The organism is Rhodoferax sp. AJA081-3 (genome assembly GCF_017798165.1).
Lineage (GTDB): Bacteria > Pseudomonadota > Gammaproteobacteria > Burkholderiales > Burkholderiaceae_C > Allorhodoferax.
Genome location: NZ_CP059068.1, coordinates 190,968 through 215,434, shown reverse-complemented (window position 1 = coordinate 215,434; position 24,467 = coordinate 190,968). Strand labels below are relative to the sequence as shown.

General features: G+C 61.0%; 18 protein-coding genes and 1 pseudogene. 12 read left to right on the top strand and 7 right to left on the bottom strand.

The annotated features are described in order from the left end of the window. Positions 1-115: 115 nt before the first annotated feature. Together HZ993_RS01020 and HZ993_RS01015 are read left to right on the top strand one after the other, a co-directional pair. Positions 116-1,816, top strand: a complete 1,701-nt coding sequence (locus HZ993_RS01020; RefSeq protein ID WP_209395427.1) for an electron transfer flavoprotein-ubiquinone oxidoreductase — start codon at positions 116-118, stop codon at positions 1,814-1,816. A 181-nt stretch (positions 1,817-1,997) separates the two neighbouring features. Further along, complete coding sequence (locus tag HZ993_RS01015; protein ID WP_209395426.1) at positions 1,998-2,174, top strand: hypothetical protein; 177 nt, start codon at positions 1,998-2,000, stop codon at positions 2,172-2,174. Between the two features lie 13 nt (positions 2,175-2,187). On the opposite strand, the gene HZ993_RS01010 is transcribed toward HZ993_RS01015, so the two are convergent. After that, a complete protein-coding gene (locus HZ993_RS01010; protein WP_209395425.1) occupies positions 2,188-2,781 on the bottom strand; it encodes a hypothetical protein in 594 nt (197 codons plus the stop codon). Between the two features lie 187 nt (positions 2,782-2,968). Between HZ993_RS01010 and HZ993_RS01005 the strand changes: the two genes are divergently transcribed. The 3 genes and pseudogenes from HZ993_RS01005 (at position 2,969) to HZ993_RS00995 (ending at position 8,331) form a co-directional block, all read left to right on the top strand. After that, positions 2,969-5,794: a DEAD/DEAH box helicase gene (locus HZ993_RS01005; RefSeq protein ID WP_209395424.1), complete on the top strand. Its 2,826-nt coding sequence runs from the start codon at positions 2,969-2,971 to the stop codon at positions 5,792-5,794. Between the two features lie 441 nt (positions 5,795-6,235). After that, positions 6,236-7,110: pseudogene (locus HZ993_RS01000) on the top strand (tyrosine-type recombinase/integrase). Between the two features lie 9 nt (positions 7,111-7,119). After that, positions 7,120-8,331: an IS91 family transposase gene (locus HZ993_RS00995; protein WP_209395423.1), complete on the top strand. Its 1,212-nt coding sequence runs from the start codon at positions 7,120-7,122 to the stop codon at positions 8,329-8,331. A 635-nt stretch (positions 8,332-8,966) separates the two neighbouring features. Here HZ993_RS00995 and HZ993_RS00990 read toward each other — a convergent pair. After that, positions 8,967-10,109 carry a hypothetical protein gene (locus HZ993_RS00990; protein ID WP_209395422.1) on the bottom strand — a complete coding sequence of 381 codons (1,143 nt, stop codon included), beginning with the start codon at positions 10,107-10,109 and terminating at the stop codon, positions 8,967-8,969. Positions 10,110-10,286: 177 nt separating this feature from the next. Here HZ993_RS00990 and HZ993_RS00985 point away from each other — a divergent pair, with 177 nt between their 5' ends. From HZ993_RS00985 to HZ993_RS00970, 4 genes are read left to right on the top strand one after another with little or no spacing between them, the layout of a single operon-like run. Then, on the top strand, positions 10,287-11,504 hold the full coding sequence (locus tag HZ993_RS00985; RefSeq protein WP_209395421.1) for a M23 family metallopeptidase: 1,218 nt from the start codon (positions 10,287-10,289) through the stop codon (positions 11,502-11,504). A 47-nt stretch (positions 11,505-11,551) separates the two neighbouring features. Continuing rightward, on the top strand, positions 11,552-13,084 hold the full coding sequence (locus HZ993_RS00980; RefSeq protein ID WP_256440955.1) for a S41 family peptidase: 1,533 nt from the start codon (positions 11,552-11,554) through the stop codon (positions 13,082-13,084). Continuing rightward, on the top strand, positions 13,081-13,479 hold the full coding sequence (locus HZ993_RS00975; RefSeq protein WP_209395419.1) for a hypothetical protein: 399 nt from the start codon (positions 13,081-13,083) through the stop codon (positions 13,477-13,479). Before HZ993_RS00980 ends, HZ993_RS00975 begins: the two co-directional genes overlap by 4 nt. Before the next feature lie 31 nt (positions 13,480-13,510). Then, positions 13,511-14,434: an amino acid ABC transporter substrate-binding protein gene (locus tag HZ993_RS00970; RefSeq protein WP_245213770.1), complete on the top strand. Its 924-nt coding sequence runs from the start codon at positions 13,511-13,513 to the stop codon at positions 14,432-14,434. 13 nt (positions 14,435-14,447) lie between these two features. Here HZ993_RS00970 and HZ993_RS00965 read toward each other — a convergent pair whose 3' ends face one another. After that, positions 14,448-15,794, bottom strand: a complete 1,347-nt coding sequence (locus HZ993_RS00965; protein ID WP_209395418.1) for a sigma-54 dependent transcriptional regulator — start codon at positions 15,792-15,794, stop codon at positions 14,448-14,450. Next, positions 15,787-17,643, bottom strand: a complete 1,857-nt coding sequence (locus tag HZ993_RS00960; protein WP_209395417.1) for an ATP-binding protein — start codon at positions 17,641-17,643, stop codon at positions 15,787-15,789. The genes HZ993_RS00965 and HZ993_RS00960 overlap by 8 nt, the downstream gene beginning before the upstream one ends. A 401-nt stretch (positions 17,644-18,044) precedes the next feature. Between HZ993_RS00960 and HZ993_RS00955 the strand changes: the two genes are divergently transcribed. Further along, the gene (locus HZ993_RS00955; protein ID WP_209395416.1) at positions 18,045-18,761 is read left to right on the top strand and encodes a GGDEF domain-containing protein; all 717 of its coding nucleotides are present in this window, start codon (positions 18,045-18,047) and stop codon (positions 18,759-18,761) included. Positions 18,762-18,778: 17 nt separating this feature from the next. Here the strand turns inward: HZ993_RS00955 and HZ993_RS00950 are convergent, their stop codons facing one another. Both HZ993_RS00950 and HZ993_RS00945 read right to left on the bottom strand, forming a co-directional pair. Next, a complete protein-coding gene (locus HZ993_RS00950) occupies positions 18,779-19,648 on the bottom strand; it encodes a DMT family transporter (protein ID WP_209395415.1) in 870 nt (289 codons plus the stop codon). Positions 19,649-19,686: 38 nt separating this feature from the next. Next, positions 19,687-20,469, bottom strand: coding sequence for an MBL fold metallo-hydrolase (locus HZ993_RS00945; protein ID WP_209395414.1), 783 nt, complete (start codon positions 20,467-20,469; stop codon positions 19,687-19,689). Between the two features lie 250 nt (positions 20,470-20,719). Between HZ993_RS00945 and HZ993_RS00940 the strand changes: the two genes are divergently transcribed. Continuing rightward, positions 20,720-22,330 carry a methyl-accepting chemotaxis protein gene (locus tag HZ993_RS00940; RefSeq protein WP_209395413.1) on the top strand — a complete coding sequence of 537 codons (1,611 nt, stop codon included), beginning with the start codon at positions 20,720-20,722 and terminating at the stop codon, positions 22,328-22,330. Here HZ993_RS00940 and HZ993_RS00935 read toward each other — a convergent pair. Further along, the gene (locus HZ993_RS00935) at positions 22,290-23,213 is read right to left on the bottom strand and encodes a LysR family transcriptional regulator (protein WP_209395412.1); all 924 of its coding nucleotides are present in this window, start codon (positions 23,211-23,213) and stop codon (positions 22,290-22,292) included. The genes HZ993_RS00940 and HZ993_RS00935 overlap by 41 nt on opposite strands. 109 nt (positions 23,214-23,322) lie before the next feature. On the opposite strand from HZ993_RS00935, the gene HZ993_RS00930 reads away from it, so the two are divergent. Then, positions 23,323-24,399: a tartrate dehydrogenase gene (locus HZ993_RS00930; RefSeq protein ID WP_209395411.1), complete on the top strand. Its 1,077-nt coding sequence runs from the start codon at positions 23,323-23,325 to the stop codon at positions 24,397-24,399. Positions 24,400-24,467 lie beyond the last annotated feature (68 nt).

The following is a 24,467-nucleotide window of genomic DNA, read 5'->3' as shown; positions in this document are numbered from 1 at the left end:
AAAAGAACGACCGTGCTATTGCGCAGATTCAGGCCCTAAAATGCCAAGCAATCCCAACCGGGCCGGGCCTGGTTGACCGAATCCCAACAATTCCCATTATTGAACGAGACACACCATGACCAACGAGGAAATTCTTGCCCAATTCGGCCCCCGTGAAGCGATGGAATACGACGTTGTGGTCGTGGGCGGCGGCCCCGGTGGCCTTGCCACCGCCATCCGTGTCAAACAGCTCGCGGCGGAAAAGGGCAAGGATGTCTCGGTTGTGGTGCTGGAAAAAGGCTCCGAGCCCGGTGCGCACATTTTGTCGGGTGCCATCATGGACCCGATTGCGCTGAATGAACTCTTTCCCAACTGGAAGGAAATGGGCGCACCGCTGAACCAGCCGGTGACCGACGATGCCTACATGCTCCTTAGTGAGACGACTGGTGTTCGCATACCCAATGTGGTCCTGCCACCGTTCGCACAAAACCATGGCAACTACATCGTCAGCCTGGGCGCTGTGACCAAGTGGCTGGCTGAGCAAGCCGAGGGCCTGGGCGTTGAAATTTTCCCGGGCTTTGCGGCCGCAGAAGTCCTCTACAACGCCGACGGCTCCGTCAAGGGCGTGGCCACTGGCAATATGGGTGTTGGCAAAGATGGTGAGCCCACCGAGAACTTCCAGCTCGGCATGGAGTTGCTGGGCAAGTACACCGTGTTTGCCGAAGGCGCCCGTGGCCACTTGGGCAAACAACTGATTGCAAAATTCAAGCTCGACGACGGCAAGGATCCACAAAGCTGGGGCCTGGGCATCAAGGAACTGTGGGAGATCGACCCCAGCCGCCACGAGCCTGGTTTTGTGATGCACACCGCCGGCTGGCCCATGGAATCCGACACCTATGGCGGTGCATTTTTGTACCACCTGGAGGGCAACAAGGTCGCCATCGGTTTTGTGACCGGCCTGGGTTATTCCAACCCCTACCTCAGCCCGTTCGAAGAATTCCAGCGCTGGAAGACGCACCCCAACATCCGCTACTACTTCGAAAACGCCAAGGGTGAAATCACCGCCAAGCGCCTGAGCTACGGTGCACGCGCCATCAACGCCAGTGGTATCAACGCCCTACCCAAAACCGTGTTCCCGGGTGGCGCGCTGATTGGCTGCAACGCGGGTTATCTGAACGTGGGCCGCATCAAAGGCAGCCACGCCGCGATCAAGACTGGCATGCAGGCCGCCGAGGCTGCGTACGACGCCGTAGTGGCCGGCCGCCAGCACGACGAGCTGAGCGCCTACCCCGAAGCGTTCGAGAAGAGCTGGCTGCACACCGAGCTGAACAAGGACCGCAATTTCAAGAACTGGTTCAAGTACGGCCTGACAGTTGCCACCATCATGAACGGCTTTGAGCAACTGATCTTGCGCGGCCATATCCCGTGGACACTGCGCCGCACCAAGCCCGACCACGCCTACCTGAAGCCCGCCGCCGAGTGCAAACCCATCGTCTACCCCAAGCCCGATGGCAAGCTGACCTTTGACCGCTTGAGCAGCGTCTTCATCAGCAACACCAACCACGAAGAGCAGCAACCCGCGCATTTGACGCTGAAGGATGCATCCGTTCCCGTCAACATCAACCTGAACCAGTACGCAGGCCCCGAGGCCCGCTACTGCCCAGCCGGTGTCTACGAATTTGTGCCCGACACCGCCAAGGGCGGTGATGCCCAGCGCCTGCAAATCAACGCCCAAAACTGCGTGCACTGCAAGACCTGCGACATCAAGGACCCTACGCAAAACATCGTCTGGGTCACGCCCGAAGGCGGCGGCGGACCTAACTACGCGGGCATGTAAGCACCGGTGGGCGCGGGCCACAGGTGTTTGCACCGGGCCCGGCGCCCTCGATATGCACCACGCAGACGCAGACTATGCGAGATGTGCATAGGAAAGAAGCCGCATTAAGCTGGCAAACCTAGGGAAAACCCTTAATCTACTGGTATCGCAACTCTCCACCTTGACCGGTGGCATTTCTTGTATGTATACCTTGTTTGCCCAGATCGTCCGCTTGTTGTCCTCAACCCCCGCAGTGCGCGACGAAGCCAGCCCTGCCCGTCAACTGATGGACAGCGCCGACGCCTGTGCCGGTAACAGCCCCCACCACGCGCAAGAGCTGCGCGAAGCCGCCTACGCCTACATCAGCGTGGTGCGCTGAAGCGCAACCGCCCTTAGACCAGACGCAACGCATCCTCCAGCAGCGCACGGGATACCCTGCAAGGGTCATTCGGGGTTGAGAGGGGGATGCCAAACCAGTGCGCAATCGGGTGTTCAAACGCAAACTCGATGGCCTTGCGGTGTTGCGTATCGCAGCCCACGGGACTGCGTTCCAGGGCGGCCCACACCGATTCCACATTGGCCAGCGCGCCACATGGGTCTGGAATGCGCAGCGCCCCGACGCTGCGCCACGCGTTGACCGCCCCCACTTCGGCAAAGGCCAGGTGCTCTCCAAGCGGACCCCGCTGCAGCAGACCACTGAGGGCTGCCACCAAGTACTCACCCTGGTTTGCCGCCTGCATGGCCTGCACACATTGGCCCGCGAAGGACCGGATGGCAGACGGTGACCCTGCCAAACGAACACCAAAAAACGCATCCCCAAAAAAGGCCTCAAACGCCACCTCGGTACTCTCGTCCAGATAAGCATGCAGGCTGGCCGTATCGGGTAGACCATCAGCCTGAAACGACCAGGCTTGCTCCCACGCCCCATTCTTGGCGAACTGGCCCGATGTGGGCATAGACACAAAGTGTGGTGCACGAGGGAACATGGGGCGTACTTTACTGTTAAGAGCGGTTGAAAGCAGTTACAGGCGGAGTCTGTGCCGGCATGGCGTTTGCTACATATTTAGGAGCTACTTCGTTATATTTTACGGGGGCTAGAGGCATAAAAAGCTCACAACACTTACCGCGGTGGGCACAACCAGCCGGGCACCCCCGACACGGCACAATGCCTGCATGCCGCGTCCCCGCAAAAGCCCACCAGCCCCCACCCAACCAGCCAACCCACGCGACCATGCGGTGGCCGCCTGGGTGGACGCGCTGCGTCGCAAGGCCGACGCGGCCACGCTGAAGGACCTGCCAACGCTGTCGGATGCAGATGCGGCGCGGGTCATGGCCCAGTTGCGCATGGATTTGCCTACCGCTGAGGCACATGCGCCAACACACACGCCAGTCCACACGCCTACCCCGCTTGCGGCCCCCACCCCACCACCGGACACGCCCCACCACAACCCCGTCATTGGCCACTTCCGCCCCCGCCTGACCCTGCAAACCCTGGGTCGTGGCGACGGCCTGTTGGGCCTCAAGCCCCAGGGCAAGTTGGGCCCACGCGGTGACAGCGTGACGCTGGCCCAGTTCGACTGGACCTACACCACCGACAGTGGAGACCGCTGGGAAACACCCGCCCCCACCTCCATCCTGAACAGCCGCCCGCCTGCCGTGCAAGAGTTGTTCGACACCGGTGGCCCGGTGGTGCGCATGCAGCGCGACCTGTCGGCAGAAGCCGATGCCATGGACCGCGTGTGGGACATGGGTTTTGTACCGCTGGAGCCAAAATCCTTCCAGTGGCGCAGCCGTGAACACCCTGCCCTGGGCTCCGTATGGACGCTGCCGCAGGAAGCCTTCTTTGGCGACTTCTGGGCCGACCAGGTGCCCGCGCTGCAAGCCCTGGGATGGGCAGTCGTCGTAAAACCCGGCTTTGCCCACGAAAGCGTAGCGGTCCAACGCTGGAAACTGGTTGTCAGCCCCGACACGGGCGAGATCCTCTCCAAAGAGCTGACCGAGCGCCTGGTCAAACCCGGGCGCGGCGTGCAGAAGCTGCAACTGCCCGCGCGCGAAGGCGCGTGGCTGCTGAGCCTAGGTATCGAAATTGATGGCCAAACACTGGACCTGGCGCCCATGCTGGCCGACCTGCTGCGCCGCGACGCCCGCTGGCTCAATTCCGCCATGATGGCCGCCATCGACGACCTGGCCATCGTCTCGCTGCGCGCCCCCGGTGGCAAACGCATAGACGCGCCGGCCGCACCCATCAAGGCCATCGTCAGCGCCATGGTGGACCTGCTGACCGACCCGCTGCGCAACCAGGACCAGCGCCTGCTGAAGCTGGGCGCGTGGGAGGCGCGCCGCCTGGATGCCCTGCGCGCCAGCCTGCTGGACGCGCACCGCGTGGGCCCGCACAACGCCTGGCAGCTGGAGGGTGATGTGGGTCTGGCATGCCTGGCCCAACGCCTCAAGGCGATTGGCACACCGCAAGCCGTGCCTGCGCCACAAGACCTGCAGGTGCAATTACGCCCCTACCAACTGGAGGGCCTGGCCTGGCTGCAGTACCTGCGCGCCCACAACCTGGGCGGCATATTGGCCGACGACATGGGTCTGGGCAAAACCGCGCAGGCACTGGCCCACGTGTTGACCGAAAAACACGCCGGGCGGCTCGACCAGCCGGTGCTGGTGGTGCTGCCCACCTCCTTGATCTTCAACTGGCAGGCGGAAGCACAACGCATGGCGCCCGGGCTGCGCCTACTGACGCTGCAAGGCCCGGACCGTGCGGACCTGTTTGCGCAGATGCCCGCACACGACCTGGTGTTGACCACATACCCCCTGCTGTGGCGCGACATGGATGCGCTGGCTGCGCAGCACTTTCACCTCGTCATCCTGGACGAAGCCCAAATGGTCAAGAACGCCGGCAGCCGCAGCGCCCGCGCGCTGCGCCGCCTGCAAACGCGCCACAGCCTGTGCCTGACCGGCACGCCCATGGAGAACCACCTGGGCGAGCTGTGGGCGCAGTTCGACTGGCTGATGCCTGGTTTTCTGGGCGATGCGCGCCACTTTGCCGCGCGCTGGCGCAAGCCGATTGAAGAAAATGGTGAAACCCTGCGCGCCGCGCTGCTGGCCCAACGCGTGCGACCCTTCATCCTGCGCCGACGCAAGCAGGACGTGGCCAGCGAGCTGCCGCCGCGCACCGAGGTCATCAAGCGGGTGCAGCTGCAAGGCCAGCAGCGCGAGCTGTACGAGAGCGTGCGCGTGGCCGCCGATGTGCAGGTGCGCCGCGTACTGGAGCGCCAGAGTTTTAATGGCGCGCAGATCAGCATCCTGGATGCATTGCTGAAGCTACGCCAGGTCTGCTGCGACCCGCATTTGGTCAAGGGCGGCAAGGCCGACAGCACCATGGAGCGCGCCAAGCTGGAGTTGCTGGCCGACATGTTGCCCGCGCTGGTAGAGGAAGGCCGGCGCGTGCTGGTGTTCTCGCAGTTCACCGAGCTGCTGGACCTGATCGCCGATCAGCTGCAGGCACAGGCTCTGCCCTTCCTGAGCTTGACCGGCAAGACCGCACCCAAGGACCGCGCCAGTGTGGTGCAACGCTTCCAGGCGCAAGAGGTACCTATCTTTCTGCTCAGCCTGAAAGCCGGTGGCATAGGCCTGAACCTGACCGCCGCCGACACGGTGATCCACATGGACCCGTGGTGGAACCCGGCGGTGGAAGAACAGGCCACCGCCCGCGCCCACCGCATCGGCCAGGACCAGCCGGTGTTTGTCTACAAGCTGGTGGTGGAAGGCAGTATCGAGGAGCGCATGCTGGAGCTGCAGGCGCGCAAACTGGCGCTGACCGATAGCGTGCTGGGGCACGACGCGGCAGGTGCCTTGAAGTTTGATGAAGCGGATCTGCAAGCGCTATTGGCACCGCTGGGCGCTTTGACTGCCGGCTCACAAACACCAGAAGAAGCGGCGCGGCGCTGGGGCAGTAGTGGAAGGCGGGTACACGGGGTTTTAGTAGAACCCTTATGAGGTGAAATGGGCTGTATCCCTCGTTAAATATGATGGTAGCGCTATGTTTTAAGGAGCGTTTTTGGTTAGCGGTGGGTTGCGCGCCATGGTGTGTGCGGGGCTGGCGGACCGGGTATCCGTTCCCTGGCCCTTGCTCGCGGGCGGACGGTTTGGGTGAGCGGGCATGGGTCCGTTAACACCTTGGTGGGCACGCCTGTTCTGTGGCAACCGCGAATGAGGGGCCGATGAACGGACACCCGGACCGCCAGCCTGGGGGGCGTTGTTGGTGGTCGGGATAAGATTCGGACGAGTCTCTCCGTCGGTGAGTCCGCTGCGGGGCGTCGGACTAAACCGCTCCCGCGGTAGTCCCCACGCCAGCGCATGTAGTTTGCGCTGAGGACCTGTGCATACCTATGTTGTGAACTGAGGCAATTGGCCTCGTTTCACAACAGGAGCACAGCCATGCAATCACCCAACCACCCGGTCTCACCCTTGCGCCTACGCATGCTCGAAGACATGCGCCTGCGCCAACTCGCACCCAAGACCCAGGCCGCCTACATCCGCGCCGTCTCCAAACTTGCGGCGTTTACCAAGCAGTCCCCCGACACCGCCAGCGCCGAAGACCTGCGCCGGTTCCAGTTGCACATGGTCGATGCCGGCACCTCCCCCATCACGCTCAACGCCACCATCACCGGACTGACGTTCTTCTTTGACGTCACGCTGGGCCGCCCCGACGTGATGGCCAGGATGCAGTCGGTTCGAGTGCCTCAGAAACTACCGACGGTCCTGAGCCGCGAGGAAGTGGCCAGACTGCTGGGCGCGGTCGGCCACATCAAGCACCAGACCGCGCTATCGGTGGCCTACGGCACCGGATTGCGTGTCAGCGAAGTGGTGGCGCTCAAAGTAACGGACATCGACAGCGAGCGCATGACGCTGCGCGTGGAACAAGGCAAAGGCAGCAAGGACCGCTATGCCATGCTCTCGCCCATATTGCTGGAGCGCCTACGGGTCTGGTGGCGCGTGGCACGGGCCCAGGGCAAGATGCTTGACGGCGGTTGGCTGTTTCCGGGCGCGACCCCATCGAAGCGTTGACGGCCAGGCAACTCAACCGCGCCATCCACGAAGCCGCAACACTGGCCCACATCGACAAGCGCGTATCCATGCATACCTTGCGCCACAGCTTTGCCACACATCTACTGGAACAGAAGGTCGACATCCGCGTGATCCAGGTCATGCTGGGCCACAAGAAGCTGGAAACCACCTCCAAGTATGTCCAGGTGGCCACCGACATCCTGCGCGAAGTGCTGTCTCCTCTGGAAACGCTACAAGCAGCATAGGCCACCTCCATGGGGCCTGGTGCCCTGGAGGTGGCGGACATCTTCCGCACCCATGGGCCAGCCTTTAGAGCGGCGCAACGCTCACACCTGAGCCTGGGCCAGCTCAAGGCCATGTCAGCCATTGAACAGTGCCGCACGGCGGCACTGGGGGGACACGTTTTGCGCTGTCCGGACTGCCAGCAGGATCAGGTGTCCTACAACTCGTGTCGCAATCGCCATTGCCCGAAGTGCCAGGCTAATGCCGCCAAGCGCTGGTTGGAAGCCAGACAAGCTGATCTGCTACCGGTGGACTACTACCACGTGGTCTTCACGCTGCCAGCACCTATCAGCGATATTGCGTACTACAACAAGGCGGTGGTCTATGGCTTGTTGTTTGAGATCGCGGCTGAAACGCTGATCACCATTGCCGCCGACCCCAAGCACTTGGGCGCACAGGTGGGAGTGACGTTAGTGCTGCACACCTGGGGCTCGGCACTGACGCATCACCCGCATGTGCACGGCATCGTCCCAGGCGGTGGAATCTCGCTCGATGGCAAGCGGTGGGTATCCTGCAAGCCGGGCTTCTTCCTGTCGGTGCGGGTGCTCTCGCGTTTGTTTCGCCGGCGGTTTCTTGAATCACTGGAGGAGGCGCACCATGACGGCAAGTTGCAGTTCTTTGGTGACCATGCAGGCCTGGCTGATCCAAAGGCCTTTGCGAAGTGGCTGGCGCCACTGCGCCAATGCGAATGGGTTGTCTACGCCAAGCGTCCGTTTGCCGGGCCTGAGGCCGTGCTGGCCTATCTGTCGCGTTATACGCACCGGGTGGCGATTGCCAACTCCCGCTTGCTGACAATGGACGAGCGTGGGGTAACCTTCCGTTGGAAGGACTACCGGGACAAGGGCGAGCCGGACAGACCACGCCACAAGACAATGACCTTGAGTGCCGATGAGTTCATGCGCCGTTTCTTGTTGCATGTGCTGCCCGGCGGGTTTCACCGCATCCGCCACTTTGGATTGATCGCCAACCATGGGCGCACAGAGAAGCTCGCCCGCGCTCGGGAGTTGCTCGGCGTTGCGCCAGCGGTCATCACCGAAGCCTCTGAGGTCGGCACTGAAACTGAAGTCGATGGGGTTCGCCCGACCTTTGTTTGCGCCCACTGTGGCGCGGCAATGCTCGTCCTCGAGACCTTGGTGCGGGGGCACGCCATTCGCGCGCCACCGCCAAAGCGGGTGTCACTATGACGCACTGCCCAAAGAGCACCTATTGCAGGCTGACTATGCATTCAGCGCAGTTGGTGGGGATAGGTGTTGCCACACGGTGCAAAAGTGATCTGAAGGGTCTTCATTCACACCGCAGTATCCTGTTTCTCACCCGCCGATTCGTCGATCTGAACCTGGTGCGCGTGCAGTGGGGGCCGCCGTTTCTGGTTCCAGCTGCACTGTTTCGCATCCAATCGCCATAGTCTTGTAGCGGCCTCAACCAGTATTGGCACTCGCCGCGGTTTCCTCCTTCGAGGCTTGTACGACGCCCACCCTTCATGGGTGATCGTGGCGCCCTTGGCATGCCTGCGCGGGCGGGCATCCTACAAACCTAAACTTAAACGGCTGTTTAATTTAGCGCCGTAACCCACCCAAGGCGGGTGGTGGGGCTTGCGGGCGCAGGCCGCAGTCGCGGTTGCCAAAGAGCCGGCGTCGCAGTCACCGCCTTAACGCAGCAGCACCAGCGCACCAACCCAGTCGCCCGCGAGGCGAGCCGGAGAACGCAAGCCACGCCGCCCGCCGTGCACGTGCCTATCCGCCCAAAGCCTTACAAGCCAAATATGCCTCTAGCCCCCGAGAAATATAGCAGTATCGCTATATAAACAATAGCAAACCCATCAAACCGAAAGCTTGCGCCTAAGCCCCATCGAATACCCCGGCGCCTCCCGATCAGCGGCACTACTCTGCTCGGCCAAGGTTTGCAGGTGGCGCAGCAGGTGGGCTTTGCTGCCGCGGTCCAGCGCGGTCTGCAGGGCGGCGGCGGTTTTCATGGATTCCAGGGCGTGGGCCAGGTCACCAGACTTCTCGGCAATGAGGGCGTTCTCGCGCTCAATGCGCAGCGCAATGTGCTGGGCATTGGCCTGCTTGGCCGCCTGCCGTGCGGAGGCGATGGACACACTGGCTTGTGCCAGCTGACCCAAAGCCGATTGGCACTGCGCACGCAGCAGGAATAACGTGGCCAGGCCCCAGACGTGGGAGCAGGCCTTGAGCGCCTTTTGGGCGGGCACCAGCAGTTCCAGCGCCTGGGCGTGGTCGCCCTGTAGCGCGGCGATCTCGGCGATGCGCACCAGGCATTCGCTAGCGATATCGTCCATTTTTTGCGCCTGGGCCATGGTTTGCCCCTGGCGCAGGCTGGCCAAGGCCTCGTCGTATTGGCCCTGGTGCATCTGGTTGACCCCCAGGTTCACGGTGTTGACGGCTTTGAGCTCGCGCAGGCGCAGGTCAAACCGGGCCCACTGGCTGATGGGCAGGCGTTGGGTGGAGCTGTCCAGCCGGGCCAGGTTGGCACCCAGGTCCGAGAACAATTTCACAGCAATGGCCGGTGCATCCAGCGCATCGCAAATCTGGCCTATGCCCAGTTTGCACCAGCTCCAGCTGATACGGTCGCCGTCGCGCGTGCCGACCTCCATGCCTTCGGTCCAGTAGGCCAAGGCTGCGCCATATTCGGCGCGGGAGTAATAGGCGCGGCCCACCAGATACAGCATGTGGGCCTGCTCGCCAAACTCGCCGCAGCGCTTGGCACATTCCACGGCTTCCAGCAACCAAGCGATGGACGCGTCGGAGTAGCCGTCCTGGTCAATCACCAGGCCAAAAGTTTGTGCAATCAGCACCAGGGCTGCGTCGTCGCCCAGGCTGCGGGCCTGCTCCAGTGCGGCCAGGCATTCGTTGTACAGGGCTGCACTGCGGCCACTGCGGCCGGCTTGCTGGAGTTGTGCAACGATGGGTCTGAGGGTGCGTTGGGTGGCGTCAAATAACAGCATGAGGGCAAGTATCGCACCCGTGCCGCACGAAAAAACCCACAACCCGCGTTCTTGCAAACAGAGCTGTGGGCCAAAACCGGCCCCGCAGGATGCAGACCGGAAACGGTAGGCGTCTGGTACCAATACGCAGGCAGCGCTTCCCTCTATGATGGAGCGACCCCACACAAGGAGGATCGCATGCGGCACTTTCTGATGGTCTTGCTGGCGCTGGCCGGCAACATGCAAGCCCTCGCGGCAGGCCCCCAAAACCAACTGGCACCACCTGCTTATGCGGGCGTTCACGACCAGAACACGCCTCTGCTGCTCAGTGCCACCGTTCGGCCCACACCTTTTCGCGGCGCCGATGGCCGGGTACACATCGACTACGAGTTGCTGGTCATCAATGCACGGGCAACGCCGGCCAAGCTGGTCTCGCTGGAGGTGCTGGACGCGGCCTCGGGCCAGGTGTTGGGCACCGTATCGGGTTCAGAGCTCGCACGCAACTTTTCTCTTATGGGTGGCGCAGCCAGCGATGCGCTCGACGGTGCCCAGGCGGGCTACTTCTGGATCGATGTGGTGCTGGAGCCCGGGCAGGCCCTGCCCAAGGCCCTGTCGCACCGCGTGGTCAGCGCCACGGCCGAAATGCGCCTCACCCCGGCGGTCAAAGCGACCAGCGAAGGCACGGTCCAGATCACACAAACCGGTGGCACGGTCGCACTGAACCAGCAACCGGCGCTGGTCTTGGGCCCGCCACTGGAGGGCACGGGCTGGATTGCGTTTAACGGCTGCTGCAAAGAGGCCCCGCACCGCCGGGCTGGCATCCCGGTGAATGGCATCCTCTACGTCAGCCAGCGCTTTGCGATTGATTGGGTCAAGATGGACGCCAACGCCCAACAAAGTTATGGCGACAGCAGCAAGAATGAAAACTGGCCCACCTATGGCCAAAACGCCATCGCGGTGGCGGATGCCACGGTGGTCTCCGTGCTGGACGACTTGCCCGAGCGCGTGGCCAACGCGCTGCCAGATGACACCAATGTGCAAAATGCCTCCGGCAACCATGTGATCCTGGACCTGGGTCGAGGCCACTACGGGTTTTATGCCCACTTGCAGCCCGGCTCCATCAAGGTGCGGGTGGGCGACCGCGTCAAACGTGGCCATGTGCTGGCACGGGTGGGCAATTCGGGCAACACCACGGCACCCCATCTGCACTTCCACGTGTCAGATGGTGTCGGCCCCCTGTCGTCCCAAGGTCTGCCCTATGTGATCGATGCCTTCAGCGTTCAGGGCATCGGTGTGGACGTGACCGAGCAGGGCAAGGTGACGGTGAAGCCGCTGCCCCAACAAGGCCCGCAGCGGGCGGCACTGCCCATGGATGCCTACGTGGTCGATTTCCCATCTGCAACGAAGAAAAAGTGAGCGATACACTCCCCGCCATCTTCTAAACAAAACCACAACCGCCAACCATGCCACGGACGCTCATCGCCATCCTCCCTATTGTTGGGCTACTTGTAGCCTGCGGTGGCGGTGGGAACTCCAGCCCAACTGCGTCCACACCCGCCCCCACAGAGCCAGCACCCACGGTTCTGCCAAGCGCCGCATCGTTGGCGCACCAATGCACAGCCCCACGGGCCGGTACTGCAGATCGCCAGGGATCCATAGACACAGAGAAGGCATGGGTACGGTCCTTTATGGACGAGACCTACCTTTGGTACAAGGATGTGCCGGTTGTCAATGCGGCCAATTACACCCTGGCGGGCAATGGCAACAGCGTCCTGCAAACCGTGAATGCGTATTTTCAGGCGCTTAAAACCAAAAACACCACCGCCTCGGGCAAGCCGGTGGACCAGTTCAGCTTTACCCTCTCTACGGTAGATCTGCAAAACCAACAGTCGGGCATCACGTCTGGCTACGGTTTTCGCCGTTCAACGCTGACCAGCTCCCTGCCACGGGTGGTGCGGGTGCTGTACGTGGAACAAGGCTCACCTGCGCAGTTGGCGGGTGTCACGCGGGGCGACACCATCACATCGGTTGACGGTGTCGACATCAACGACACCAGCAGTGCCGGTATCGCCGCGCTCAACGCCGGTCTGGCGCCCACCGTGGCCAACAAGACCACCCGCTTTGGCTTGGTGGCAGCGAATACAAGCACGCCGCGGTTCGTCAACATCACTTCTTCACAAACCATTGCGGTAACACCTGTGGCGCTGTCGACCGTGATCACCGACGGGGGCAACACGGTGGGCTACCTGGTGCTCAATTCGTTTGGCGTGGTCAGCGCAGAGAAACAACTGATTGACGCCATCACGCTGTTCAAGAACGCCGGGGTGAATGAAGTGGTCGTAGACCTGCGCTACAACGGTGGAGGCTACCTGGACCTGGCCAATGAGCTGGCCTGGATGATTGGTGATGCCAGCCTGGCGGGTAAGACGTTTGAAAAGCTGACCTGCAACGACAAAAACAACCTGCCCTTTTGCAACACAACCAGCGCCTTTCACCAGACGAGCCAGGGGTTCTCGGTGGCGCAAGGCCAAACACTTCCGCAGCTGGGGCTCAAGCGGGTGTTCATGTTGACCACCGGCAGCACCTGCTCCGCCAGTGAGTCGGTCTTCAACGGCCTGTCACCATTCATGCAAGTCATTCGGATTGGCAACACCAGCTGCGGCAAGCCTTATGGGTTTTCTTATGAGAACAACTGCGGCACCTCTTACGCTGCGATGCAGTTCAAGGGTCTCAACGCGCTGGGCTTTGGGGACTATGCTGACGGTTTCGCCCCCCACTGCGCGGTTGCAGACGACCTGACCCGGCAGCGGGGTGACCCTGCGGAGGCCATGCTGAGTGGCGCGCTCAGCTATATACGAACAGGGGCTTGCCCCGCAACACCAACTGCGGCGGACAAGGGCTTGGTACAGCAGGTATTGCAAGGTGGCGACTATGCGATAGAACGCAGTCCATCAGAGGCTGTTCGCATCGTGCGTGGTGTCCAGTGGCGGCAATGAACATGCCCGCGGTGCCTTGCCGAACAGCCTGCTGTGTCAGCGTGCTGGTGCTAGCTGCCTGCAGCAGCCATGCACCCGCGGCTGATGCGGCGCGCGCGCTCAGAGTGGTCGGTAAAAACGATGCGCAATGCATCGCACAAATGCAGGCGGCCATGCAGCGACCGGGCGGCAGTGCGGTGGTGCTGAGCCCAGCGGCGTTTACCGAAGATGACCGCTTAAGCCTTGTGCCGTCAGAGTCTGTTGCCGATGCTGCTGGCCAGGTCGCCAGTGGACGCCTGCTCGGTCGGCCTGACAGTTTTCGGTTGACGTTGAACCAGGGTGTGTGCACCCTGGTTCGCGAGGCCGATGCGAAGGCCACAGCGCTTGCGGCCTGTGCCTGCGTGGCCATTCCGTAGCGCCGCACGTGGTGCGTGCTAGCATAAACGGATGAAAAGCAACGCCCTGACACATCTTCGCCGTGCACTGGTTGTGCCATGGCTGGTGATCATGCTGGCGTCCAGTGCCTGGGGCCAGGGCTCTGCAACCCTGAACAAGGTTGAGCAAACGGGCATCATCACACTGGGTTATCGCGTGGGTTCCGTGCCCTTTTCCTATCTGGACGAAAAGCTCAACCCCATTGGTTACTCGATGGACCTGTGCTACCGAATTGTGGATGCCGTCAAGACCCGACTGAAGCTGCGGCACCTTCAGGTCAAGCTGATCCCGGTGACGTCGGCGACACGTATTCCTATGGTCGTGAATGGCACGGTGGACCTGGAATGTGGCGTCACCACCAACACCCTGGAGCGCCAAAAGAGCGAGAGCTTTTCTGTGACCACGTTTGTGGCGGTGAGCCGCCTGCTGGCCAAAAAGTCTTCCGACATCCAATCGCTCAGCGACTTGCAGGGCAAATCCGTGGCCTCCACCGTGGGGACCACCAGCATCCGCCATCTGCACGAAGTAAACCAGGCGCAGAAGTTGGACATGAAAATCCTTGCAGGGCTGGACGATACCGATTCGTTCCAGATGGTGCAGACCGACCGTGCGGTAGCCTATGTCATGGATGATGTGTTGCTGCGCAGCCTGGTGGCGGGTGCCAAGAATCCAGGCGAATTCAGCATTGCCGCCGAGAGCCTGTCCATTGAGCCCTACGGCATCGCCATGATCAAGGGCGACACAGTCTTCAAGCAACTTGCGGATGATGTGCTGATTGGACTGTTTCGCAGTGGTGAAATTCACACCATCTACAACAAGTGGTTCCAATCACCTTTGCCACCCAAGGGAATCAACCTGCAGTTGCCCATGAGTGCCGCATTGAAGCGGGCCATAGCCGCCCCCAGCGACAGCGGCGACCCCAAACATTATGAGTAGCGCATAGCCGCAATCAGCGGTAGCTGTCGATGGACAGTGCGTGTCGGTGTAGTTTGTCGTACAGCGTTTTTCTGGCAATACCCAGAGCCTGGGCCACCGCGACGGGGCGGCCTTTGTGCTCTTTGAGCGCCTGCTCGATCAGCACCTTTTCCACAACGTCCATTTGCCGCATCAGGGTGGACGATCCGTCTTCTTCGGCTACGGGCATATCCCCCTCGCCGGCCTGCGGCAGCTCCAGCACATACCGGTCGGCAACGTTGCGGACTTCGCGGACATTGCCCGGCCAGTCATGGGCCATCAGGTCTTGCATACGCGGCCCTGTCAGCTTGGGCACTGCACAGCCGTAGCGCTGGGCGGCCTGGTTCACAAAGTGTTCAAACAGCAGCGGCACGTCTTCCTTGCGCTCGCGCAAGGGCGGCAATTGCAGCACCGCCACATTGAGCCGGTAGTAGAGGTCGCTGCGAAACTTTTGCTCGCGGCTCAGTGCCAGTAAATCGCTCTTGGTGGCCGCCACCACACGGATATCCACTTTGACCTCATCGTTCGAGCCCAGGCGCTCGACCTTGCGTTCTTGCAAAACGCGCAGCAGCTTAACCTGGAACAGCAAGGGCATGCTTTCAATCTCATCCAGCAACAGGGTCCCGCCGTTGGCATGTTCTATTTTTCCGATGCGCCGCTTGCTGGCCGTGGTGAATGCACCCGCCTCGTGCCCAAAGAGTTCACTTTCAAACAGCGTCTCCGGCAAGCCGCCGCAGTTGAGCGCAACAAAGTTGCGGTCGCGGCGTTTGCTGTGGTCATGCAGGCAGCGCGCGACCAGTTCCTTGCCGGTGCCGGTTTCACCCACAATCATCACATCGGCCGATGTGCTGGCCAGGCGCAGTACCTGCTCCCGCACGCGGACCATGGACGGCGAGTTGCCCAGCAGGGCCACTTCAATCCCGATCTTCTGCTGCAACTGGGCGCGCAGGTCTTCCACGGCCATGCGCAACACCCGTTTTTCCAGTGCCCGCTGGGCGGTTTCGATGAAGCGTTCTGGGGAAAAAGGCTTCTCGATAAAGTCGTAAGCGCCCGCCCGCATGGCCTGCACGGCCATGGCCACATCGCCATGGGCCGTTATCAGGATGACCGGAATGGCAGGGTTGACCGTTGTCATGTGCTCCAGCAACTGCAAGCCGTCCATGCCGGGCAGCTGGATGTCACTGATCACAATGCCTTGCAGGCCCGCCCACAGATGGGGCAACGCAGCCTCTGCCGAGGCACAGGCCTCCACCTCAATACCTGTCAGCTCCAGTGTTTGGGTCAGGCTGCGCCGCACCGTGGCGTCATCCTCTACAAACACCACCTTGAATCCCTCAAACATGGTTTTCCCCTTGCGCCAACTCCAGATCAAATTCAAACACCAGCCCCTGACGCCCTTTGTGGACCCGCAAGGTGCCGCCAAACTCGCGCACGATGTTGGACGAGATCACCAAGCCCAGCCCCAGCCCTTCACCACTGGCCTTGGTGGTGAAGAAGGGCTCGAACAAACGTGCCATCAATTCATCGGGCATGCCCGCACCCGTGTCTTCAACACACACCCGTACTCGCCCGCCCTCTGCGGGCAAGGTACTAATGGTAAGCACCTTCAACGGTTGGTCCCGCATGGCATCCAGCGCATTGCTCGCCAGATTCACCAGCACCTGCTCCAGGCGGTTCAGGTCGCAACGGACCCGCAATTGCTCGGGAACATTGAAGTCCACACGCACCGCTTCGGCACGGAACCGGTGCTCCAGCAAACGCTGCATATAGTGCACAGCATCGGCCAACGATACCGCCTGGTACTGGCCATGTGACTTGCGGGCAAACGATTTCAATTGCGCCGTGATGCTACCCATGCGCTCGGTCACCTCGCTGATGGCATGGAGATTTTCATGCACATCCGCCATGCGGCCCGCGGTCAGCAGCATGGACGTGTTTTTGGCCAACGCACGCAGTGCCGTCAAGGGCTGGTTGATTTCATGGGCGATGCCGGCAGACATCTGACCCAGAACGGCCAGTTTCCCGGCCTGTACCAGCTCGTCCTGTGCCAGTTGGCGCTCTTGCATCTCACCCACCAGCTCTGCATTGGCCAGGCGCAACTCATCGGTGCGTTGCGCCACACGGCGTTCCAGCTGGGCATTGGCTTCCTGCAAGGCGTTGCGGGCCCGTGATATCTGACGCAAGGCCCGCCGGCGTTGCCACAAGTACAGAGTCAGCAAGCCAAAAAATGCAGCCACAGCGCCACCACCCCATGCGCTATAGCGGGCATTGCGCCACATGTCCTGGGGGTTGGACAGAATCATGACACGCCAACCCAGTAGGGGGATGGCACGCTCCTGCGCCACGTGAAAGCTGGACGAGCCATCAGGCTCCACAATACGCACCTGGCGTGCGCCGCGTGGCCCGACTCTCTCCACAACCATGCTCAGCGGACGAATTGGCTGCCGCGGATATTGCTCCGTGAAGCGCAGTAAGACTCCGGGCTCCGAGCCATCAACACCGACAGACTTGTACTTCCACTGGCGCACGGACGACATGATGACCACACCCTCTTCGTCAATGACCAACAGCTTTTCGCTCTCGGACCGCAGCCCCAGGTCAATCCAGGTTGCCTCCAGCGGGTCCAGGCTCAGCTTGACACCCACAATACCCACCGGCTGCGCGTCGTGCAACACGGTCTGCGCGAAGTAATACTCCGACGCACCACTCTCCTGGTTGGCAACAAAGACCTGCGTGCGCTGCGCCTGCAAGGCACGTGACAACAACGAAGGCAGTCCCAAGGCGCCAGCCTCCTTGTAGCCGTCACTGGACGCCAGTGGGGTGCCGACAGGGTCCAACGCAAATGTGGTGATGGCACTGGAGCGGACCTTGAAACTGGCCAGCTTGCGGGCGGCATTGGCACGGGCAATGGGGTCGTCAGGGGTTTCGAACAGTTGCCGGATGTCGGGGTCTATCTCGATCAGGCTGGGCAGGTAGGCATGCTTACCCAATTCGCTTTCCAGTGTGGACGCATAAAGGTCCAGATGGCGGTTCGCAATGTCATCCAGCTTCTCAAAACCCAAACGTTCGCTCCACACATAGGCCACGGCCATGCTCGCCGCTACGGCCATGCTCAGCACCAGCCATGCAATTGCAGAGCCTAGCCAGCGCGGCAGAACGGGGCGGCGTTTCAGGGTTAAGGGGCCGTGCATATCATCGACAAATGCGCGCAGTATGACCCCAAAATGGGCACCAGGCACCACCTCTTCGCCGGTCCGAAGAAATTAATTCTGGTGCACTTTTTCGGACTGTGTAGATACCCGCACACCGTCGGCGGCACCCGTGCAGATTTCTACACAAGCAGCACCCACAGGCTCGGAAAAACGCACCAATTTGCTTACAAATCAATGGCTTGGAAGCGTTGGACGGTCGCCAAAGCTGGCATGTTCCGTGCTCAGGATGTTTGTATTGTCTGCGCCAACATCGCCTGCCCCTCACCGGGTGAGACCTGGGTCAGACACCAACAACTACCAGGAGATCAGTCGTGGAATCAACGAGCGCACCCATCCAGCTAACGCCGAAATCGGGATCCAAACCCAGACGATCCACAAGCATGACCCGCGCCTATGCACCAGAGCGCAAACATGCACCGAGCATGCTGCCCGGCCTGGGCCTGCCAGAGCTTGGTGGCATATCAATTGATCTGGATGCAGACTTCTGCAGCCCCAATTTCGACAAGGCCTTTGCACGCCTCCTCAGCGCCCACTCGGCACTGCAGAAGAAGTTGGCCCAACTCAACTTCGCTGACGCCTTGACCGGTCTGAAGAACCGTGCGGCCCTGCTCATCAGCCTGCAACGTGCCATTGACAAGTGCCATGAGTTGCAAAGTTATGCGGCCGTCTTGATGGTAGACATTGACGATTTCAAAAGCCACAACGTACACCTGGGCCACCTGGCAGGCGACATACTGTTACAGCAGGTTGCCCGGCGCATCAGCCAGCCCCTGGGGCCCGACGTGGCGGTTGCACGGCTCTTTGCCGACAAGTTTGTGATCGTGCTGGAAGAACTGGGACCAGTGGCAGAAGATGCGGGAACCAACGCGCAGCAAACAGCAAGCCGCATCAGCAATAGTTTGGCCGAGACTTTCGACGCCAATGGCACATCGGTGCAGCTTTCGGTCAGCATGGGCCTGTGCCTGATTGGCCTGCAGGACTTCATCAGTACCGACGTGTTGATCGACCGCGCAGAGCTGGTGACCGACCACGCCAAACAGGCCGGCGGCAACTGCCTGTTTTCGTTTGAATTCGGCGCGCTGGAGCACGCCTCTTAGCCTCTTAGCCTCTTAAATCAGGCGCTCGACTTTTCGGTGCGCGCCTGCCCGGGTTTGATCTCGCTGATCAAAACCGCCACCACCACCAGAGCGCCGCCCAAGGTGGCACGGCTGCTCAGCACTTCATGGAGCCACAGCCAGGCAAACAGCGCAGCAAAAACGGGCTCCATGGCATAAATGACCGAGGCCTTGTCGGCCGGTACCTGGCGTTGCGCAATAGCCTGCAACCACAACATGCCGGCTGTAGCCACCACGCCCAGGTACAGCAGAATCATCCCATGGGGCGCCAACCGCTCTGGGAGCGTGCTGAGTGCGTCGTTGCCCATGCCTGCACCGCCAATCCACAATGCAGAAAACGCCGCCATAAACGCAATTTGTGTAGCAGTGAGCTGGCGAGGGTCGTGACCGCTGGAACGCTGCGACAACACGATCACGTACAAGGCATAGGCCAGGGCGCACAAAACCGTGGCGCTATCACCCAGCCAATGCGCCCCGCCCTCCCAGGACATAAAACCAATACCTACACATGCCAGCAAGGCCGCACTCAGCGTGGTGGCCGTCAACCGGGCACCCCAGAACAAACCCAGAAAGGGCACCATAAGAACCGCCAGACTGGTTAAAAATGCGCTGCGGTTGGAGGAGATGTATTGCATGCCGTAGGCCTGCGACACATACGACACCAGGGCCAATGCACCCAATACCGCACCGTCCACCCAGGTGCGCTTAGGCACCCTGCGCATGAACGGCGCCATGCAGACCGCGGCCAGTGCAAAGCGAATGCCGGAAATCTCAACCCCGCTGAGCGTGCTGGACGCCGTTTTGAGCAAGGGAAACGTCGTGCCCCAGACCAGGGTGACGATCAACAAAAGAACCAGATTAAAGTGCATGGAGCGGGCGATGATAGCCGCCCCGCTGTATCACACCGTCACACCGGCAGCCGTGCCGTGGGTAGCTGGTAGTTCTGCTCATCAAACAGGTCTACGCCGCAATACAGGTTTTCAGCCCAGCTAAAAAACTCGGCAATGGCGGGGCCGGTGATGGGTGCGCCGTGTTGGGGCACCAGCATGCTGATGTCCAGCTTGCGCGCCATCTGGACCCACAGGCGCAGCACCTTGTTGGACACCATGTAGCGTTTGTGAAAACCCTCCATACGGGGAATGTTCGCGGCCAGACTGGTCACCGGCGTCTGGGCATCCAGTCCGCTGGTCATGGACACGCCGAGGTCTCCGGTAAAGAGAATGCGGCTCACCGGATCGTAGAAGTGAAAATTGCCTTCGGAGTGCAAGAAGTGCGCGGGCAACACCCACAACTCGTTTTTCCCCAGGGGCAAACGTCCACCACGGTCCGACACACCGATGATGCGGTTATCGGTTTTACCCACCTTGGTGAAATGCGGCACAAAACGCTCCCAGACCCGCGAGATCACCAGCTTGGCCGGTGTAGACGTCAACCAACGGTCCAGCGACGCGATGATGTCCGGGTCTGCGTGGGAGGCCAAGAGGTAGCTCAGGTTTTGCGGGCTGAAGTGGCAGCTGAGACCCATGAACAATTCGTTGAACGCCAGGTTGCCACCCGGATCAATGATGGCCGCGGTACCGTTGTCGATGATCAAGAACTGGTTGGACTGCACCGCCTGGGCATCGCCGTCGATCAGGTCGGTAAACATTAAACAGGCGTGCTGGGTGTCGCGATAGAGTTCTACTGGCATGGGAGATGGGGTTAGGCGGTGCGGGGCACCGCAGAAGAAGTAATGACCGAGAAACTATAGGGTTATTACCAGGACCGCGCATTGACACAAGTCAACATACCGGTCCCAAGCGGCGGCTGAAGTAAATCTGACGCAGAACTGACAAGCCGGGCGCTTGCTGGGGTATACGCCCTTGACGCCACTAGGGGCGCTTCTGATACTGGCCAGACGATAGCGGGGTAGTCCCGCCACACCTTTAACGCAGGCTCGCATGTACTCCTTCAATCTCCGATCTTTGTCGCTGGCCAAACGCCTGAGCTTTGGCTTCTCCAGCATTTTGTTGTTGCTGGTTACGGTGGCCGTCACGGGTGCCTATTCGGTGCAGTCGCTAAAGCGGCAGGTGCAAAACATCGTGGAAGTCAATAACGTCAAGACCGGCGTTGCCAATGATTTGATGAGCAGCATCGACAACCTGGCCATCCAGACCCGTTCAGTGGCACTGTTTGCGAACCTGGAAACCGATCTGGATGGCAAGCAGGCCGAGGCCGAAGTAGCCCTGGCCAAGGCAGCCGAAACCAAGTATCTGGCGGCCGAGAAGAAACTAGCTGACCTGTTGGCCACTGTTGGCTCCAGCGACAGCGAACGGGCGCTGCTGGCCGAAGTAACGGCCGCAGCCGCCATTGCGCTGCCTGCCATTCGCACGTCCATACAACAGGGCTCCAACCGGGAGACCGAAGCCGCAGTGCTGACGCTGGTCAATGACGTACGTCCCGTAGAGACAAAAATGCGCCAAAAGGTGGAGGCCCTGGTGGCGATGCAGCGCCAACTGACCGAAGACGCCAATTCAGCCATGTCCTCACTGGAGCGCCGCGCACAGGTGATTTCGGTCACCCTGGTGGTGGTCGCCTTGGTGCTGGGTGGTGCCATTGCCTGGAGCATCACCACCAGCGTCACGCAACCCATCGGCCGCGCGGTGGTGGTGGCGGAACGTATTGCACAGGGTGATCTGTCGTCGGAAATCGAGGTGCGCATCCACGACGAAACCGGGCGCCTGCTGGAGGCCATTCGTGCCATGCAAGATCGCTTGCGCAGCCTGGTTGGTGGAATACGCCAGGCCGCAGATTCGATAGAACTGGCCAGCGGCGAAGTGGCCAACGGCAACCAGGACCTGAGCCACCGCACCGAGGAAGCCGCCAGCAGTTTGCAGCAGACTGCGCAGTCCATGGACCACCTGACCCACATCGTGCAGCAAAGCGCTGAATCCGCCAAAGAAGCCAACCGCCTGGCCTTGACCGCTGCCACCGTAGCGGCACGCGGCGGAGCGGTGGTGGCCGAGGTGGTGACCACGATGGACGAGATCAACACCAGCTCACGCAAAATTTCAGACATCATCGGGGTCATTGACGGCATCGCCTTTCAGACCAATATCCTGGCACTGAATGCTGCGGTGGAGGCCGCCCGTGCGGGTGAGCAGGGCCGTGGTTTTGCCGTTGTGGCCGGTGAGGTGCGAAGCCTGGCAGGCCGCTCGGCCGAGGCAGCGCGCGAGATCAAGGCCTTGATAGGCGCCAGTGTGGAGCGCGTAGAGCGCGGAGCACGCCTGGTCGGTGAAGCGGGCACCACCATGCAGGACATCGTGGGCTCGGTCAACAACGTGAACAGCACCCTGGGCGAGATCACGGCGGCGGCATCCAGCCAGAGCAGCGGCATCAGCCAGATCAATGCGTCTATCGCATCGCTAGACCAAATGACACAACAAAACTCCGCCTTGGTTGAGCAGAGTGCTGCGGCGGCCGATGGGCTCAAGGATTTGGCGGTGGGCCTGGCACAGGCCGTCAGCCATTTCAAATTGGACCGTCAGGGTGGTAACCATTTGCTGACCTGAACCAATCCACCAAAAACTCGACACACACGCGAACCTTGGCCGAGTTGGACAGGCGTGTTGGATAGACCGCCCACACATGGGCCTCTTGGGCAAACGCGGGTAAGAGGTGCACCAGAGCGCCACTGGCAATGCTGGGGCCAACATCCCATTCTGATCGCAAGATGATGCCCAGGCCATCAATGGCCCATCGGTGGACAACCTCGCCGTTGTTGGCCGACAGCGGGCCACGAACCTTCACGGTCTCCAGGCCCTCTGGCCCTTTCAGTACCCAGCGCCCAAAGTCCTGGTCGCGTTCACGGATCACCATGCAATGGTGCCCGGCCAAGGCCTGCAGATCCGATGGAAAACCTTGCTGCGCCAGATAACGCGGAGCCGCGCACAACACACGGCGGTTGCTTGCAATACGGCGGGAGATCAGGTTGGGCTCTCTGACCTCGCCTACGCGGATATCCAGTTCAAAACCTTCGCCGATCAGGTCAACCGGGCGGTCCAGCAATTCCAGTTGAAGCTCCAGCTTCGGGTAGCGCAGTGCCAGCGCCGACAGCGCAGGTGCCAGTTGGTTGCGGCCAAACCCCGAACTGCTGCACAGCCGCAGCAGGCCGCTGGGCTCAAGCCGGTGGGTCGTGATGGCTTGCGCCATCGCGTCCACATCTTCCAGGATACGCACCGCACGCTGGTAAACGATTTCCCCTTGTTCGGTGACGGTCAGGCGCCGCGTAGTGCGGTGCAGCAGCTTCACGTCCAGTGCCTTTTCCAGCAAGTTGATGCGCTTGCTGATAACGGCCTTTGACACGCCCAACTCACGCGCCACCGCGGCAAATGCCTGGGCACGCACCACGGCGCAAAAAAAGCGCAAGTCTTCCAACAAGGGGCGATTGTTCACGTTTCGTGTCCTCTGGGTCAACATTCAAGAAGATTGTATTCATCAGCCTCACAAACTAGCATCCTGGCACGGCAGCACAGCCGTACTTCCACAGGAAAAAGGGATTGGGATGCAAGCACACAAAATCGCCGTCATCGCCGGTGACGGAATCGGCAACGAAGTCATGCCCGAAGGGCTGCGCGTGGTGGAGGCCGCTGCGCGCAAGTTCGGTATTGCCCTGGAATTCACAAGCTTCGATTGGGCCCACTGCGGTTACTACGTCAAGCACGGGCAGATGATGCCGTACGACTGGTTTGATCAACTCAAAGACTTTGACGCCATTTATTTTGGCGCAGCAGGATGGTCCGAAACCGTCCCCGACCATATTTCCTTGTGGGGGTCGTTGCTCAAGTTCCGTCGCGAATTTGACCAGTATGTAAACCTGCGCCCGGTGCGCCTGATGCCGGGTATTCCTTGCCCGCTTGTCAATCGCAAGGTGGGCGACATCGACTTCTACGTGGTGCGCGAAAACACCGAAGGTGAATACTCCGCGATTGGCGGACGTTTGTTTGAAGGCACCGACCGCGAGACGGTGCTGCAAGAATCGGTTTTCACCCGAAAAGGTGTGGATCGCATCCTGCAATATGCGTTCGAGCTGGCCCAGCAACGTCCCAAGAAACATCTGACGTCGGCCACCAAATCCAATGGCATGGCCATCAGCATGCCCTATTGGGACGAACGCGTAGAAGCCATGGCGGCGGCCTACCCTGGCGTGCGCTGGGACAAATACCACATTGACATATTGGCAGCGCGCTTCGTGCTGAGTCCAGAGCGTTTTGATGTCGTCGTGGCATCCAACCTGTTCGGAGATATCTTGTCTGATCTTGGGCCCGCCTGTACAGGCACCATCGCCATTGCGCCGTCGGCCAATCTCAACCCAGAGCGCACCTACCCATCGCTGTTTGAGCCCGTGCACGGCTCAGCCCCCGACATTTACGGCAAAAACATCGCCAACCCCATCGGGATGATCTGGTCCGGCGCAATGATGCTCGACTTTCTGGGCAATGGCGATGCGCGACACACCGGCGCCCACGACGCCATCGTCCGCGCAATCGAAACCACCCTGTCCACCGGCCCACGAACCCCGGACATGGGTGGCAAGGCCAGCACGACCGACTTAGGACTTGCGGTAGCCGCTGCGCTTTGATGCGTCAGCGCAGCCTTTCGAAATCTGAAAGCCTAGAGTTGCACGACCTATTGGGTGCAACCAATGGC